This window comes from Facklamia sp. P13069 (genome assembly GCF_050409405.1).
Lineage (GTDB): Bacteria > Bacillota > Bacilli > Lactobacillales > Aerococcaceae > Facklamia.
In genome coordinates this window covers 1-14,779 of sequence record NZ_JBNUPN010000034.1, presented here as the reverse complement: position 1 = coordinate 14,779, position 14,779 = coordinate 1, and the positions used below count along the sequence as shown (strand labels likewise).

General features: G+C 36.2%; 15 protein-coding genes. All 15 read right to left on the bottom strand.

The window, feature by feature from the left end; all coding sequences use genetic code 11:
- Nucleotides 1–543: 543 nt before the first annotated feature.
- Nucleotides 544–1,182: a nitroreductase family protein gene (locus ACQV2T_RS08665; protein WP_428874459.1), complete on the bottom strand. Its 639-nt coding sequence runs from the start codon at nucleotides 1,180–1,182 to the stop codon at nucleotides 544–546.
- 14 nt (nucleotides 1,183–1,196) lie between these two features.
- Nucleotides 1,197–1,604: a MarR family winged helix-turn-helix transcriptional regulator gene (locus ACQV2T_RS08660; protein ID WP_428874458.1), complete on the bottom strand. Its 408-nt coding sequence runs from the start codon at nucleotides 1,602–1,604 to the stop codon at nucleotides 1,197–1,199.
- 148 nt (nucleotides 1,605–1,752) lie between these two features.
- Nucleotides 1,753–3,057: a phosphopyruvate hydratase gene (gene eno, locus ACQV2T_RS08655; RefSeq protein WP_428893548.1), complete on the bottom strand. Its 1,305-nt coding sequence runs from the start codon at nucleotides 3,055–3,057 to the stop codon at nucleotides 1,753–1,755.
- Between the two features lie 87 nt (nucleotides 3,058–3,144).
- Nucleotides 3,145–4,662 carry a 2,3-bisphosphoglycerate-independent phosphoglycerate mutase gene (gene gpmI / locus ACQV2T_RS08650; RefSeq protein ID WP_428874456.1) on the bottom strand — a complete coding sequence of 506 codons (1,518 nt, stop codon included), beginning with the start codon at nucleotides 4,660–4,662 and terminating at the stop codon, nucleotides 3,145–3,147.
- The gene (gene tpiA / locus ACQV2T_RS08645; protein ID WP_428893547.1) at nucleotides 4,662–5,420 is read right to left on the bottom strand and encodes a triose-phosphate isomerase; all 759 of its coding nucleotides are present in this window, start codon (nucleotides 5,418–5,420) and stop codon (nucleotides 4,662–4,664) included. Before tpiA ends, gpmI begins: the two co-directional genes overlap by 1 nt.
- An 18-nt stretch (nucleotides 5,421–5,438) precedes the next feature.
- On the bottom strand, nucleotides 5,439–6,635 hold the full coding sequence (locus tag ACQV2T_RS08640) for a phosphoglycerate kinase (RefSeq protein WP_428893546.1): 1,197 nt from the start codon (nucleotides 6,633–6,635) through the stop codon (nucleotides 5,439–5,441).
- Nucleotides 6,636–6,699: 64 nt separating this feature from the next.
- Nucleotides 6,700–7,698: a type I glyceraldehyde-3-phosphate dehydrogenase gene (gene gap, locus ACQV2T_RS08635; RefSeq protein WP_428874453.1), complete on the bottom strand. Its 999-nt coding sequence runs from the start codon at nucleotides 7,696–7,698 to the stop codon at nucleotides 6,700–6,702.
- Between the two features lie 26 nt (nucleotides 7,699–7,724).
- A complete protein-coding gene (locus tag ACQV2T_RS08630; RefSeq protein WP_428875455.1) occupies nucleotides 7,725–8,765 on the bottom strand; it encodes a sugar-binding transcriptional regulator in 1,041 nt (346 codons plus the stop codon).
- Between the two features lie 285 nt (nucleotides 8,766–9,050).
- A complete protein-coding gene (locus tag ACQV2T_RS08625; protein ID WP_428874451.1) occupies nucleotides 9,051–9,698 on the bottom strand; it encodes an SdpI family protein in 648 nt (215 codons plus the stop codon).
- Between the two features lie 13 nt (nucleotides 9,699–9,711).
- Entirely contained in the window at nucleotides 9,712–9,972 is a 261-nt protein-coding gene (locus tag ACQV2T_RS08620) for an autorepressor SdpR family transcription factor (protein ID WP_428874450.1), read from the bottom strand.
- A 158-nt stretch (nucleotides 9,973–10,130) separates the two neighbouring features.
- Complete coding sequence (clpP, locus tag ACQV2T_RS08615; RefSeq protein ID WP_428876600.1) at nucleotides 10,131–10,739, bottom strand: ATP-dependent Clp endopeptidase proteolytic subunit ClpP; 609 nt, start codon at nucleotides 10,737–10,739, stop codon at nucleotides 10,131–10,133.
- A gap of 113 nt (nucleotides 10,740–10,852) precedes the next feature.
- Entirely contained in the window at nucleotides 10,853–11,824 is a 972-nt protein-coding gene (locus ACQV2T_RS08610) for a sensor histidine kinase (RefSeq protein WP_428892052.1), read from the bottom strand.
- A 23-nt stretch (nucleotides 11,825–11,847) separates the two neighbouring features.
- Nucleotides 11,848–12,717, bottom strand: a complete 870-nt coding sequence (locus tag ACQV2T_RS08605; RefSeq protein WP_428875449.1) for a hypothetical protein — start codon at nucleotides 12,715–12,717, stop codon at nucleotides 11,848–11,850.
- Nucleotides 12,710–13,636, bottom strand: coding sequence for an ABC transporter ATP-binding protein (locus ACQV2T_RS08600; RefSeq protein ID WP_428893545.1), 927 nt, complete (start codon nucleotides 13,634–13,636; stop codon nucleotides 12,710–12,712). The genes ACQV2T_RS08605 and ACQV2T_RS08600 overlap by 8 nt, the downstream gene beginning before the upstream one ends.
- A gap of 138 nt (nucleotides 13,637–13,774) precedes the next feature.
- Nucleotides 13,775–14,473: a response regulator transcription factor gene (locus ACQV2T_RS08595; protein ID WP_428874445.1), complete on the bottom strand. Its 699-nt coding sequence runs from the start codon at nucleotides 14,471–14,473 to the stop codon at nucleotides 13,775–13,777.
- Nucleotides 14,474–14,779: the final 306 nt, after the last annotated feature.

The following is a 14,779-nucleotide window of genomic DNA, read 5'->3' as shown; positions in this document are numbered from 1 at the left end:
TAAGCATGCCCATTTAGAAGCACCTTGTGTAACATATGTTTGACAACTCTAGAAATACTATAAGAACATATTATAATATTCGCTTGATTTAGTCAAACAAATGCTATATAATTATTATTTTATTTATAAATAGGTTGTATTATATATCAATTTAAAGTAAAAAAATTATGGCTACCTCATTCCTTTATATTTATGTAATAAGTTGGGAGTTTTACACATCTTTTCTATACTAAGTTTTTTAAAAGGGTTGCCTTACAATAAAGTTCATATCCAAGTATTATTTTTCTGAACTTCTATGTTTATCCTATATGTAATCTGATCCTAAGCAGATCGATCTTCAATTCAACTTTATAACAATAATAGTATTATCTATATTTTTTAAACGTGGTTGAGAATCACAGTAATGCGTTTAATATCTTTCATTTTTATAATTATTACTTGTTAATAATAAAACTTAAAACGCCTCCTCTAGCGATGCCAATAAGCATCGCTAGAGGAGGCGTTTAACTTTAATTTATAAATTCTTTAAGTTTTTAGCGTTTCTTATTTAAATTCTGTAATTTTTTCAGCGGCTAAGCGTACGGATGGATAACCAGAATCTTTAGCCTTTCCAATTGATAGGATCATTACCGGTACATAGCGTTCTTTGTCGAGACCGAAAGCTTCAGCCAATAAGTCCTCTTCAAAACCACCGATTGCATTGGTATCATAACCATGAGAACGAGCCACTAACATTAATTGCATGGCTGCCAAACTTGAATCAATTTTTACAACATCATTCATTTTTTGTTTAGAAAAGCTTTTATAATAAGGAATAATGACAGATAATTGTTGATCTCTCGTTTCAGCAGGCATTTTACCTTCCTCGACTGCTTGATTGTAGATTTCTTCACCGAGTTCATAACACTGCATATCGCCAAATATTAATATCATAGCAGATGAAGTGTCATTTTGCAGCGTATTAAAACGAATAAGTGGTTTTAATTTGGCTTTTTGCTCTTGGCTTTCAACCACCACAAACCTCCATGGTTGCATATTGACGGATGAAGGAGCTGTGGTAGCTTCTTGAATCATTTCAAGCATTTCTTCCTGACTTATTTTATACTTCTCATCATAAGCACGAATTGACTTTCTTCCATAAGTAATTTCTGAAAAATTATTAGTGACTAAGTGGTTGGACATATTATTCTCCTTTTCTATTGTATTAATTTGGTTAATAATTCGATCAATCGCTGTGTTTCATCTTTAGATAGGGGTAAAATCCTCTGTTGCTCAGATTGACAATGACTCTGCTGGCAACGATTCAAATCATTTAACGCCTTATCGGTAATTGTTACGAGCACTTCACGATTATTTTCTTTATTTCTTTTGCGGATCACATATTTTTTTCCTTCAAGAATTCTTAAATGTCTTGTAACAGCTGCACGATCTATCTTTAATTCCTTTTGTAGACGAGTTTGGCAACAAGGACCATGCTCTTTTAAAAACATCATTAATTCAAAGCGCGTTATACTAAATGACGTTTCTTTTTCAAATTTACTAATTAACTCCTGGTTAACTAGTTTTAATTGATAAAATAATCTACTTACTTCTCTTAGACTCACCAAACCCTCCCTCTTTCATTTCATAAATCAACAGTTGACTCGTCAATTATAAAGTGTTTTGTTTGTTTTTTAAAATAAAATGCTCCTTTATTAACCAAAAAAACGCTCTCTAAATTCTTAGAGAGCGCTTTAATCTATTCTGTCAATCTTATTTGAAATCTTTTAAATTATAGAAAACTTTTTTGCCATTATATTGTGCTAATTCACTTAATTCATCTTCAATCCGCAATAATTGATTATATTTGACAATACGGTCTGTACGTGATAAAGACCCTGTCTTAATTTGACCCGCATTGGTTGCTACTGCAATATCCGCAATAGTGGAGTCTTCCGTTTCACCTGAACGGTGAGAAATGACTGCTGTGTACCCTGCACGCTTAGCCATTTCAATCGCATCAAATGTCTCAGTTAGTGTCCCAATTTGATTCACTTTGATTAAAATGGAATTCCCCACACTTTCTTCAATACCACGTGAAAGAATTTCAGTGTTGGTCACAAATAGATCATCTCCAACTAATTGGACTTTGTCACCTAAACGTTCAGTTAGTAACTTCCAACCCTCCCAGTCATTTTCATCCATACCATCTTCAATGGAAATGATTGGATATTTATTCACTAACTCTTCAAGGTAGTCAACTTGTTCTTGGGCTGAGCGTTTTTTACCGCCTTCTCCTTCAAATTTGGCATAATCATAAACACCCTCTACGTAAAATTCTGAAGCGGCACAGTCAAAGCCTAAGAAGATATCTTGACCGGGTTTGTAGCCAGCTTTCTCAATCGCTTTAAGAATGGTCTCTACACCGTCTTCCGTTCCTTCAAAGCGAGGCGCAAAACCACCCTCGTCACCTACTGATGTTTCTAACCCACGTTCCTTGAGAATTGATTTTAGCGCATGGAAAACTTCAGCGCCCCAACGTAACGCTTCTTTAAAGTTTTCAGCCCCAACAGGTAAAATCATAAACTCTTGGAAAGCAATCGGAGCATCCGAGTGTGAGCCACCATTAACAATATTCATCATTGGTACTGGTAACTCTTTGGTATTGAATCCACCTAAGTATTGGTATAAAGGTATTTCTAAATAATCAGCAGCTGCACGTGCCACAGCAATAGATACGCCTAAGATAGCGTTTGCTCCGAGTTTTCCTTTATTCGGTGTGCCATCCATTTCAATCATCATTTGATCAATAGCTTGTTGTTGCAATACATCAAACCCTAATAAGGCTTCGGCTAAAAAGTGGTTAACGTTATCAACGGCTTGGCTAACTCCTTTGCCACCATAGCGTGTTGCATCTCCATCACGTAATTCTACTGCTTCATGTTCTCCAGTAGATGCTCCTGAAGGGACCATTCCGCGTCCAAAGGCACCACTTTCGGTATAAACTTCTACTTCAATTGTTGGGTTTCCTCTTGAGTCAAGAACTTCACGTGCGTAAACATCTGTAATATAAGGCATTTTATTCGCTCCTTTTGTTGGATTGAAACGGTTAAACGTCTCAATCTTATTCTATTGTTTTAGTAAATTAAATTCAATGAATTGCCATTAATGCTTAATTAAACTTTGGCTAGTCATCTCACTTGGTTGGTCAATTTTTAAAAGGTCAAGCATAGTAGGTGCTAAATCAGATAGTATGCCACCTTCTCTTAACGAGATTCCTTCTTTCGTAACAATCACTGGTACAGGATTGGTAGTATGAGCAGTCATAGGTTTACCTTCTAACGTAATGACTTCATCTGAATTGCCGTGATCGGCTGTAATGATTGCAACACCTTCTTTTTCTAAAATCAAATCGACAATTTGACCGAGGCACTCATCGACCGCTTCAATAGCTTTAACGGTTGGCTCTAACATACCTGAATGACCAACCATATCCGGATTAGCAAAATTAAGAATGATTGCATCAATCGTATCTTCATTAATTTTATCTATCAATGCGTCCTTGACTTCGTAAGCGGACATTTCAGGTTTTAAGTCATAAGTAGCTACTTTAGGAGAAGGAATTAAAATACGTTCTTCTCCCGGAAACGTTTCATGACGGCCACCTGACATAAAGAAAGTGACATGAGGAAACTTCTCAGTTTCTGCAATACGTAACTGCGTTTTGCCTGCTTTCGCTATCGCTTCGCCAATCGTATTCACTAAATCAACTTTCTTGAAAGCGATTTCGGCTAGAACATCTTTTGAATATTTAGTAAATGTTACAAATTGTAAGTTTTCTGGTCGATTCGAAGTGTCAAAGCCGTCAAAAGCCGGATTACTTAAAGCTGTTGATAGTTGAATCGCACGATCAGGTCGGAAATTATAATAAATAAGGCTATCGCCTTCTTTAATGTGTCCTTCTGGATCCACCACAAAAGGTTGAACAAATTCATCATATACTTCTTGATCATAAGAAGCCTGAACTCCTGCTTCAGCAGAGGCATATTGAGGTCCTTGGCCACTAACTAAGGCATCATAGGCTAATTTAACGCGGTCCCAACGCTTATCACGGTCCATTGCATAGTAGCGTCCAGAGACTGTTGCAATTTCACCAATTCCTTTTTCTTTAATAAAACTTTCTGTATCTCTTATAAAATCTATTCCGGATTGAGGTCCAACATCACGTCCATCTAGAAAAGCGTGAATATACACTTTGTTTAAATCCATTTCTTTAGCTAACTCAATTAAACCGAAGAGATGATTGATATGTGAATGAACCCCACCGTCAGAAAGTAAGCCCATTAAATGCAATGCTCCATTATTTTGCTTAGCGTGCTCGATGGCCTTAGTGAGTTCAGGAATCTTTTTTATACTACCCTCTTGAATGGACTTATTTATTCGCGTCAAGGATTGATAGACAATTCTTCCAGCCCCAATATTCATATGTCCTACTTCAGAATTCCCCATTTGACCTTCTGGTAAACCAACATTTTCCCCTTCTGCTCTGAGTTGTTGATGGGGAAATTGCTGCCAATAACGATCAAAGTTGGGTTTATGCGCCGCCTTAACGGCATTCCCATAAGTCTCCTCGCGAATACCAAAGCCATCTAAAATAATTAAAGCAATAGGTGCTTTTCCCATTATTTAACCGCCTCCAATAAAGCTAAGAATGATTCAGGTTGTAGGCTCGCTCCGCCTACTAATGCTCCGTCTACATCTGGACAAGCTAGGTACTCTGCAATATTATCAGATTTAACTGACCCGCCATATTGAATACGTACTTGATCAGCTACCTCTTGGTTAAAGTTTTCTGCTACTACTTGACGAATCGCATAACACATCTTTTGGGCATCATCTTTTGTTGCTGATTTACCCGTCCCAATTGCCCAAATTGGTTCATACGCAATTACCAATGATTGTACTTGACCTTCCGTTAAATCTTTTAAAGCTGCCGTTATTTGTTGGCCTACAAATTCCTCAGCATTTCCTGCTTCGTAGGTTTCGAGCGTTTCTCCGCAACAAATAATCGGCTTCATTCCATTACGAAAGATAGCATGAGCTTTTTGATTAATTTCTTCATTGCTTTCATGAAAATATTGACGACGCTCAGAATGTCCAATGATCACATAATCTACACCTAAAGCCGCTAGCGTTTTGGGACTGATTTCGCCCGTAAAAGCGCCTTCATCTTCCCAAAAACAATTTTGCGCAGCTACTTGTAAATCAGTTCCCTGTACAGCTTCGGTCATAGCTTCTAAGAAAACAGCAGGTGCTCCGATCACTGCATCCACTAAATCATTTGAAGGGATATCTAATTTGACATTTTCAATAAAACCACGTGATTCTTTAGCTGTTTTATTCATTTTCCAGTTTCCGGCAATAATTTGTTTTCGTGACATATTTTTCTCCTTTTCTAATTATAGATTATCAATGGACTCCACGCCTGGTAATTCGGCTCCCTCAAGATAAGATAAGGAGGCTCCTCCACCGGTAGAAATATGCGTGAACTTATCTTCATAACCCAATTGAGTAACAGCTGCAGCAGAATCTCCTCCACCTACAATAGTGGTCGCACTCTCTAAATTAGCAATGGCTTGACAAACTCCCATCGTTCCCTGTGCAAATTTTTCCATTTCAAAAACACCCATTGGCCCATTCCACACTACAGTTTTGGCGCCAGCTAAAGTTTCAGCAAACAAATCAACTGTCTGAGGCCCTATATCCATCCCCATGTAGTCTGTAGGAATTTCTTCAGAAGCTACCACTTTAGTTTCGGCATCCTTGTTAAATTCTTTAGCCACAACATTATCAACCGGTAACACTAATTTATCGCCTGCTTTTTCCATAATTTCTTTAGCGAGTTCGATGCGATCTGGTTCACAAATGGATTGTCCAATTTCGAGGCCTTTTGCCTTGAAAAAGGTATACGCCATACCTCCACCGATAATTACTTTATCAGCTCGATCTAACAAATTCTCAATAACTTTAATCTTATCAGAAACTTTTGCTCCCCCTAATATAGCAACAAAAGGACGTTCCGGCTGATCTACCGCTTCTTTCAAGAATTTCACTTCTTTTTCCATTAAGAAGCCGACCGCTGAATCTAAATGCGCTGCAATACCAACATTCGATGCATGAGAACGATGTGCGGTTCCAAATGCATCATTAACAAATAGATCCCCTAGACTTGCCCAATACTTGCCAAGTTCTGGATCATTCCCAGATTCCTTTTTCCCTTCTACATCTTCAAACCGTGTGTTTTGAACTAACAATACTTGACCCTCTTGCAAATTTTTAACCGCTAATTCTAATTTTTCGCCACGTGTTTCATCAATAAAAACAACCTCTTGTCCTAATAATTCAGATAAACGATTTGCTACAGGATTTAAGTTACGATCTGCTTTATCCAAATCCTCTGCCGATTTGATCTTACCTAGATGTGAAAATAAAACAACCTTGGCTTGATGCTCAATTAAATACTTTATCGTATCTAGAGCAGCTACAATTCGATTATCGTCTGTAATCTTATTACCATCCATCGGAACGTTAAAATCGACACGCACTAATACGGTTTTGTTTTTAAGGTTTAAGTCTCTAATAGTTTTTTTAGCCATTCTTCTTCCTCCTTTATGAAAAAAACGGAGAAGCGCGTTTGCTTCCCCGCTAGTGTGGGTCTTATTAATTTAATTCAACAAAATATTCTAAGGTTGAAATCATGTTCGCTGTAAAGCCGTACTCATTATCATACCAAGAGGCTGCCATAACGATTTGATCGTCACCTTCACCCATTACTTTTGTAAGTGTTGAATCAAAAACAGATCCTGCTGGATAACCAATAATGTCTGCAGAAACAATTTCATCTTCTTCATAGACAAAAGCATCTGATTCATATTTCTTCATCGCTGCGTTAACTTCCTCAGCTGTTACTTCTTTGTCTAAGACTGCATATACTTCAGTTAAAGAACCAGTGATTGTTGGAACTCGTAAAGCTGCACCGTCAATTTTACCATTCAATTCAGGAATTACTTTTCCGATTGCTTTAGCAGCTCCAGTGGAAGCAGGAATAATTGAAAATGCTCCTGCACGGTTTTTACGTCCGCCTGGCGAATCTTGTAATTTTTGAGTTGCTGTATAAGCATGAACCGTTACCATTTGGGCAGATTTTAGACCAAATTCTTTATGTAAAACATTGACCATTGGAGCTAAGCAGTTAGTTGTACATGAAGCTGCTGAAACAATCACATCATCAGCTGTTAGAACTTCGTGGTTTACACCATAAACAATTGTCTTCGTTTCAGCTGACTTAGCGGGTGCTGAGATTAGGACACGCTTAGCACCTGCATCGATATGGGCTTGAGCCTTTTCTGCTGAATTGTAAAAACCAGTACATTCTAAGACGAATTCAACCCCTAAATCTTTCCATGGTAACTTCGCTGCATCTGGCTCAGCAAAGGCTTTAATCTCTTTACCATCTACAACAATCACATCACCTTTAGCTTCGACAGAGTATGGAAAACGACCTTGCGCTGAGTCATATTTTAATAAATAAGCTAAATCTTCGTTATCTGTTAAATCATTAATTGCAACAACTTCTAAATCTGAATCCTTTTCTAAAATACGACGTAATGCTAAACGTCCAATACGACCGAAACCATTGATTGCGATTTTTGTTGACATATTGATAATTTCCCCCTTAGGATATTTTATTTAAATTGGGTAACCCCATTTAAAACAGCTTTAGCGAGACTTTTATCACAAATGAGCCAGGTTTGTTTTGGCATCATCTTGTAGAAAGCTCGGGTAGCAGGTGCTTTTTGTTGGCCTGCTACTATGGTTAATAATAACGGAAACTTAATGACATCTTCAAGTTGTAAGCCTAAGCGAGGGATGGAAAAAACAACCTTTCCCTCTGCATCATAAAAAATGCCAAATGCTTCTCCTACCGCTTGACCTTCGAGAAGTATTCTTTCTTGTGGCGGAGTTAGTTTTCTTCGCTTTGACATTACTTGAGCAGCTCCCACACTTAATAAAAGACAGTCCGCTGATCGACTTAAATCAAGCGCTTTTTTAATGGTTGGATCCTTAACAATCTCTTGACTCAACTGATCAGTTAAACGATCTGGAATATACAAGGGAACATAGTCAGCTTGGGTCTCATGAGCCATTATTCCAGCTACCGTATTAGATTGAATATGAAAAGAACCTTCCATACCACCACGGCTAGGCACAAAGGATAATTGTCTGTTTTGCGATAGTTCCTTAGTAAAATGTTGACCCATATTAGCCAAAGTGGACCCTCCCGTAACAGCTACAACCGCTTCTTGCGGTAATTCTTGTCCTAGAATCGTTTGAACTGCTTCAGCAAGCATTTGAAAAACTGTAAAGTCGCTATCTACATCGCCAGCTACTACCCAGCAGTTTTGTATATTTAATTCTTTAGCTAAGGCTGCTTCGTATTCCGGTAAACGGTCCTGCCCCATCCGTAACTGCTGAATGAGATGGCCTACTCTTTGTCCTTCATCCGTAATACGTATCCCCGCACGACTTACATCTACCAGACTTTGATCACGCAATACTTGTAAATTAGTTCTCAAAGTTCGCTCGGACAAATGAATTTGTTTGGCTAACGCTTTACGACCAATTCGTAGTTGATGCTTAGATAAAGCTTTTAAAACATTAAGACGAATGTCTAACATCTCACCAAGTTCTGGTACCACTGTACCTAATTCATCAATCAAATCCATTCCAAGCCTCCTGTTGGTCGCTGAATGACCTTGTTTTATAAAAAGAAGAAAAGCTATTCATCTTTCTTCATAAAACATTCTAACACTGCATGGTTTAAATTACAATGGATATACTTTCTTAATCTGGGCGCTTTATGTCCTTTGAAATCTACTGCTTCATCTTCTAAGCTAATCTTACCCCATTAATTACTATCGATAGTAACTCCATTCGACTTTGTTCAAAAAACAAACAATCTAAATGATGAAAACATACATTTAGATTGCTTATCATAAATAAAAAAATCATTAAAGATGTTGTTTGCGATACAACCAATAGGAAGCTCCAACTACACTCATAGTGCCACCTAACGTGATCAAAGGAACACTCCATTCTTTAATAGTCAACGGCAAGAAGACGGTTAATAAAATAAGGATTCCCATTACAACAAATATTTTTCCAGCTAAACGGTGGGTAAGATACCACACCTTTTCATCAGCTAATGTCCAAGGGGTACGTATGCCCATAAAATAATTAAATTTAATTTTTGGCATATAATTCCCTAAAACAATAAATAGTAGCCCTAAACTTCCTTCTAAATAGGAAGGAATCTGGTTGAGCCAGTTTAAACCATAGGCACCTATAATTATTTGACTGCTAAGTAAATAAATATTCATAGCAAAAATGATTAAATAAAAATGCTTTTCAAAACGTCGATAATTTTCGCGTTTTGGATCAATGCGTTTCAATACTTCTACTAAAAGATTCAGTCCAGCCAATAATGCAGGAAACTTAAAAAGATTTATTTTAGGACCATAATTATCAGCATTCCCTGCCAAATCAAAGTGTGTAGGAATCACTTCGGGTGCTTTTATAAAGAAATAGCCCGCTAGAATAATAGAAACACAAACAAGAACCCAGTTTTTATAGTAATGCCTCGTTAAGTTTTTAGTCATAAAATCCTCTCCTTTATTTTTCTAAATTCATTAACCATTGAATGACTCCATCTAAAACGGAACTATTTAATTCATAATAAATAAACTGTCCCTCTCTTTTATCAATCACTAAATCAGCCTGTTTTAAAATAGAGAGATGTTTAGAAATAGTAGAACCTGCCGATTCAAATTGACGGACAATTTCCCCAGCAGTTAAAGGGCCGGGTCTGAGTAATTCTAAAATTTTACGTCGATTGGGATCACTTAAAGCTTTAAAAAGCAGTTGAACACTCAAATGTTCACCTCCTCATCTTTTTATTTCGATAATTAGCTAAATATCTAATTATAAGTTTAGCATGTATTTTTAAATTATGCAATGCTGCCTTCATCTAAGGGCACAAAAAAAGTACCAGCGCATTGCTAGTACTTAAAAGATACGGATATTTCCTTTTATTACTTATCTTTCTTAGTCTTTTTATCCTTACGATTGGCCATCACTTCGTCCACTAAGCCATAAGCTTTCGCTTCTTCAGCCGTCATAAAATTATCTCGGTCGGTATCCTTTTCAATCACTTCAATAGGTTGACCAGTCGCTTCACTTAAAATTTCATTTAAGCGCGTTCTCGTCTTCAAAATATGGCGTGCAGCAATTTCAATTTCAGTGGCTTGGCCTTGAGCACCACCTAAAGGCTGATGAATCATTACTTCAGCGTTCGGTAAGGCAAAGCGCTTGCCTTTGGTTCCTGCTGCTAATAGGACGGATCCCATTGATGCAGCTAATCCAATCACGATCGTTTGGACGTCCGCTTTGATAAAGTTCATGGTATCATAGATGGCCAAACCAGCCGTAACACTACCTCCTGGTGAATTGATATAAAGGTAGATATCCTTCTCAGGATCTTGAGCATCTAAAAATAATAATTGGGCAATGACTGAGTTAGCCATGTGGTCATCCACTGGACCTGATAACATAATAATTCGATCTTTTAACAAGCGCGAATAAATATCATAAGCGCGTTCACCACGTGATGTTTGTTCTATTACTGTGGGTACTAAATTCATTCTATATCCTCCCTTTAATCTGAGCCTTTCAATTTACTTCAATAGTATAACGGATTAGGTCAAGAATGGTCAAGTTTTATGCTCTTCCATTTTTCCATGAAATCATTCGCTAATTAGATTGGAAGATAGAGATTTATCAATATATCAGACCCTTTTGTTTCCAAATAAATTTGACCGCCTAATTTCTCAATGACTATTTTAATTATATTTAGGCCTAAACCTGTATTTTGTTTTGTTTTCGACTGCTTGTTTTTAGCTTGATAGAAGCGATTCAACCAAGTATTAGGATCTTCATTAATTGGATGTGAAAGTCGATTACAATAAATAATTCTTACGACATTTGCATTACCTGGTAAGACCTCTCGTTTTGTTTGATTTATTAAGTCTTCATGCTTAAGATTTGTTAATTCTTCCTCAATTTTATGGCCCGACAATTTGATTTTTAAATAATCCTTGCCATGATCTAATACATTTTTTACTAAATTATCTAGCGCGTGGTTCAGCAGTCTGACATCCGATGTAATTAAAAAACTACCGTCCGATAAGTCAAGTTCAACTTCAATATTAGCTGTTTTCAACTGATCATAGAAAGACAAAACATGCTGAGTAATAATTTCATTTAAGTTCACTATTTCGTTCTTGTACTCAAATTCTGTATCTTGCAACCTCTCTAATAAGAAAAGCCGATCCAACAAATCTTTTAAATGATCAATTCTTTGATAGATAATTTGAAAATAACGCTGCTTGTCGTTCTCATCCTCGCTGGTTTCCATTAATTGAAGATAACCCATGAGTGAGGTCAAAGGTGTCCTCACATCATGGGAAAGATTAATCATTAATTCTTGCTTTGAACGTTGCTCAATTTGTAATTCTCGATATATATTTCTTTCTTTAATTAATGCCAAGTTTATCCTTTTAACAAGTTCATTCATTTCTGATGAAAAGATCTCTTGTGTCAGTAATTGATTGGTAGGGGATTTACTGATAACTTTTAATTGCTTCGTCAAATCAGAAACTTGGAGCCGATAGTAATAATGATAACCAACTATAGCTAGAATTATCAAAATCAATAAAAAATATATCATTGACGGTCCCTACTTTCTATGCTCTAATGTTCAAACTTAAAGTCTATTCGATAAATATACCACCTATTCAAGAGATAAAGTACCAATAGGTATACAACACCCATACTTACCACTGACATGGCTTGCTCTGAATAATTTGGGCCCATTGACATTAGCTTATTGGAGAATAATTGTTTTGTAAGATCCAAACCAACAATATCCCCTATAAATCCAATGATTTGATTGTGAAAACCTGTTCCCACTAGGCAAGCTAAGACAATGATTGCCACTTTACTTTGTAGCAATAAACTTAAGGTTACTGTCACCGACATAATAATAAGGTACATAAGAGCTTGTGGCAATAGTAAAGCTAAATGATCTTGCCAATAAATAGGCAACTCTAATTGACCTGTCACACCGGCCATTAGAACTGAAAAAGCAATACAAACAACTTGAAATATGAAGAATATTAACAAGGCGACAAATAATTTAGAAGTCATCCATTTCCATTTCGCCCCTTTAATAGCTAACATATTTTTTAAATAGCCAGAAGAAAAATCACTTTCAATAAAAACAGCTGAAAGTATATAAACAAAAAGAAGGCTCAAACTGTAATTAGCAATTAGACTATCGGAAAAACGATAGGCTTTTTTTTCTTCTTGAATACTTGTTTCGTACTCTTCCTCTGTTAAAATTTCTCCTTCTTGCATCGATTTTATTTCTAACTTAAAATTGCCTTCTTCATTGGTTTCTTTCGAAGTCATTGATAGTTGATAGTCTTCGTAAGATTTGTGTGTTGTTACATAGCCGCCATAAGTTAGTAAAGAGAATATCAACGAAAGGATCAATAACGTAATCCAAGTAGCCTTCATGTGCAACAACTTATAGGAATCAAAGCGAATAAAATTAACCATTGTTGTGACCTCCTGTTAAGCGGATAAAATAATCTTCTAAGCTCGCTCGCTCAACTACCAATTGTTCAAAAAGAATGCCTGAGCGAATTAATTCATGGCTAATGACTGACGGATTATCTAAGTGTTCATATACACGCAGTTCAGAATCGCTCACTTGCTTAATTTGCTGAAGATCTAATTTTTCTTGTAAATGTGCCATTATTTGAGCCTGATCGCCACCCTTAATCCGAATAAAATCTTGATTAATCTGATTTAATTCCTCCATATCTGCTTCTTTTAATAAGGTACCTTCATTAATAATACCAATTCGAGTCGTGAGTTTCGCCAATTCACCCAAAATATGACTAGATATCACAACCGTAATATGACGCTCGCTATTCAATTTAAGAATCGTCTCGCGGAACTCACTAATTCCCTGCGGATCCATTCCGTTGGTAGGTTCATCTAACAACAAAAGATCCGGATCTCCTACTAAAGCTAAAGCAAGACCTAATCGCTGTTTCATACCCAATGAAAATTTTTTAACTTTCTTTTTCTTAACTTGACTAATGGGTAAGCCTACTAAATTCAATAATTCTTCTATATAATTGTCACGGCGAATTCCATACAATTTACATTTTAGTTCCAGGTTTTGCCCAGCTGTGAGCCCCATATAAAGTCCTGGCGCCTCAATTAAAGTGCCAATTCTTACTTGAAAATGGTCATTTTTAGCCATTTCTTGGTCTTGAATCCAAACCTTTCCACTAGTCGGTAGAATCTGACGATTAATGATCTTCATTAAGGTTGTTTTTCCAGCTCCATTACGACCAATCAAACCATAGATATCACCCGATTGAACATTCATACTGACATTATTCAATGCAAACTGATTGTTATACGCTTTACATAAATTTTCACTTTTAAGAATGCTTTCCATCATCTTTCCTCCTTTGTTATCTATATTATAGACTCCTTCAAAAATATAATGGCAAAGGAAAAACAAAGAAAGTACTAAGAAAAGGTTAAGATAAAAGCATGAAAGAAAATAAAAGAAATTGAAATATTCAATACAATTTAACTACTTTTTATTTTTCAGCGAAATCAAACGGAAACCAATTCCCCAAACCGTTTCAATCCAAGGTCTTTTACTTATTTGGTCTAATTTCTTACGTAAATTTGATACATGAACGGTTAATGTCTTATCATCTGCCAAATAATTTGCCCCCCACGCATATTCATAAATTTCAAGCTTTGAGAAAACCTTCTTTGGTTGACTTAATAATAATTCTAAGATCCTTCTTTCTTGAGGCGTTAAATTTAATTCCTGCCCTTGATAATTAATTGCTTGGGTCTCTAAATCAATCATTAACCCTTCGAAATTCAATCTCTTATTCGATGTTTTTTCCTCTAAACTAGTTTGATAGCGTTTAAGGCATACTTGAATACGAGCTTTTAACTCTTTAAGATCAAATGGCTTCACCAAGTAGTCATCTGCTCCAGCTTGTAAAATTTCTACCTTATCATCAACTTGTTCTTTAGCTGAAATAACAATCACCGGAATGGATTTTTCCCGGCGAATTATTTTGAGTAGGTCTAAACCAGAGAGGCCTGGTAACATTAAATCTAATAGTATTAGATCAAAACTTGATTGCTCGAATAAAAGTTGACCTTCGCTCCCTGAGTAAGCAGGAGTCACTGAATATCCTTCAATTGTTAATGCTTCTACTAACATTTTGCTAATTTGAGTATCATCTTCAACAACTAATATCGATACCATAAGTTCACTCCTTTTTAAATAGTATATCAAAAAACTAAAATATTGGTCTAAAAAAATATAACTGATTCTTTTCCCCATATACGAGAAAGATATATTTCGAAAGATCATCCAAATTAAAAATACATTCCATATAAACTGAAAAATTATATTTAAAAAAAGCTTAACTTGATTTAAAAAGATTCTATAATAAATAGGGTTAATGGAAGAAAAACACTTCCTTCCACCCTATTTTTTGCTACATAAAAACACAGAAGTCCGATCTATTAAAAGTGGTAACTAAAATAGAAAGGACTCTGTGCCAGGACT

What these genes read in the sequence shown, in the direction of transcription:
- ACQV2T_RS08665 (WP_428874459.1), bottom strand. Translation starts at nt 1,182, where the DNA reads ATGTCCAACCACTTAGTCACTAATAATTTTTCAGAAATTACTTATGGA.
- eno (WP_428893548.1), bottom strand. Translation starts at nt 3,057, where the DNA reads ATGCCTTATATTACAGATGTTTACGCACGTGAAGTTCTTGACTCAAGA.
- gpmI (WP_428874456.1), bottom strand. Translation starts at nt 4,662, where the DNA reads ATGGGAAAAGCACCTATTGCTTTAATTATTTTAGATGGCTTTGGTATT.
- tpiA (WP_428893547.1), bottom strand. Translation starts at nt 5,420, where the DNA reads ATGTCACGAAAACAAATTATTGCCGGAAACTGGAAAATGAATAAAACA.
- ACQV2T_RS08640 (WP_428893546.1), bottom strand. Translation starts at nt 6,635, where the DNA reads ATGGCTAAAAAAACTATTAGAGACTTAAACCTTAAAAACAAAACCGTA.
- gap (WP_428874453.1), bottom strand. Translation starts at nt 7,698, where the DNA reads ATGTCAACAAAAATCGCAATCAATGGTTTCGGTCGTATTGGACGTTTA.
- ACQV2T_RS08630 (WP_428875455.1), bottom strand. Translation starts at nt 8,765, where the DNA reads ATGGATTTGATTGATGAATTAGGTACAGTGGTACCAGAACTTGGTGAG.
- ACQV2T_RS08625 (WP_428874451.1), bottom strand. Translation starts at nt 9,698, where the DNA reads ATGACTAAAAACTTAACGAGGCATTACTATAAAAACTGGGTTCTTGTT.
- clpP (WP_428876600.1), bottom strand. Translation starts at nt 10,739, where the DNA reads ATGAATTTAGTACCCACAGTAATAGAACAAACATCACGTGGTGAACGC.
- ACQV2T_RS08610 (WP_428892052.1), bottom strand. Translation starts at nt 11,824, where the DNA reads ATGATATATTTTTTATTGATTTTGATAATTCTAGCTATAGTTGGTTAT.
- ACQV2T_RS08605 (WP_428875449.1), bottom strand. Translation starts at nt 12,717, where the DNA reads ATGGTTAATTTTATTCGCTTTGATTCCTATAAGTTGTTGCACATGAAG.
- ACQV2T_RS08600 (WP_428893545.1), bottom strand. Translation starts at nt 13,636, where the DNA reads ATGATGGAAAGCATTCTTAAAAGTGAAAATTTATGTAAAGCGTATAAC.
- ACQV2T_RS08595 (WP_428874445.1), bottom strand. Translation starts at nt 14,473, where the DNA reads ATGGTATCGATATTAGTTGTTGAAGATGATACTCAAATTAGCAAAATG.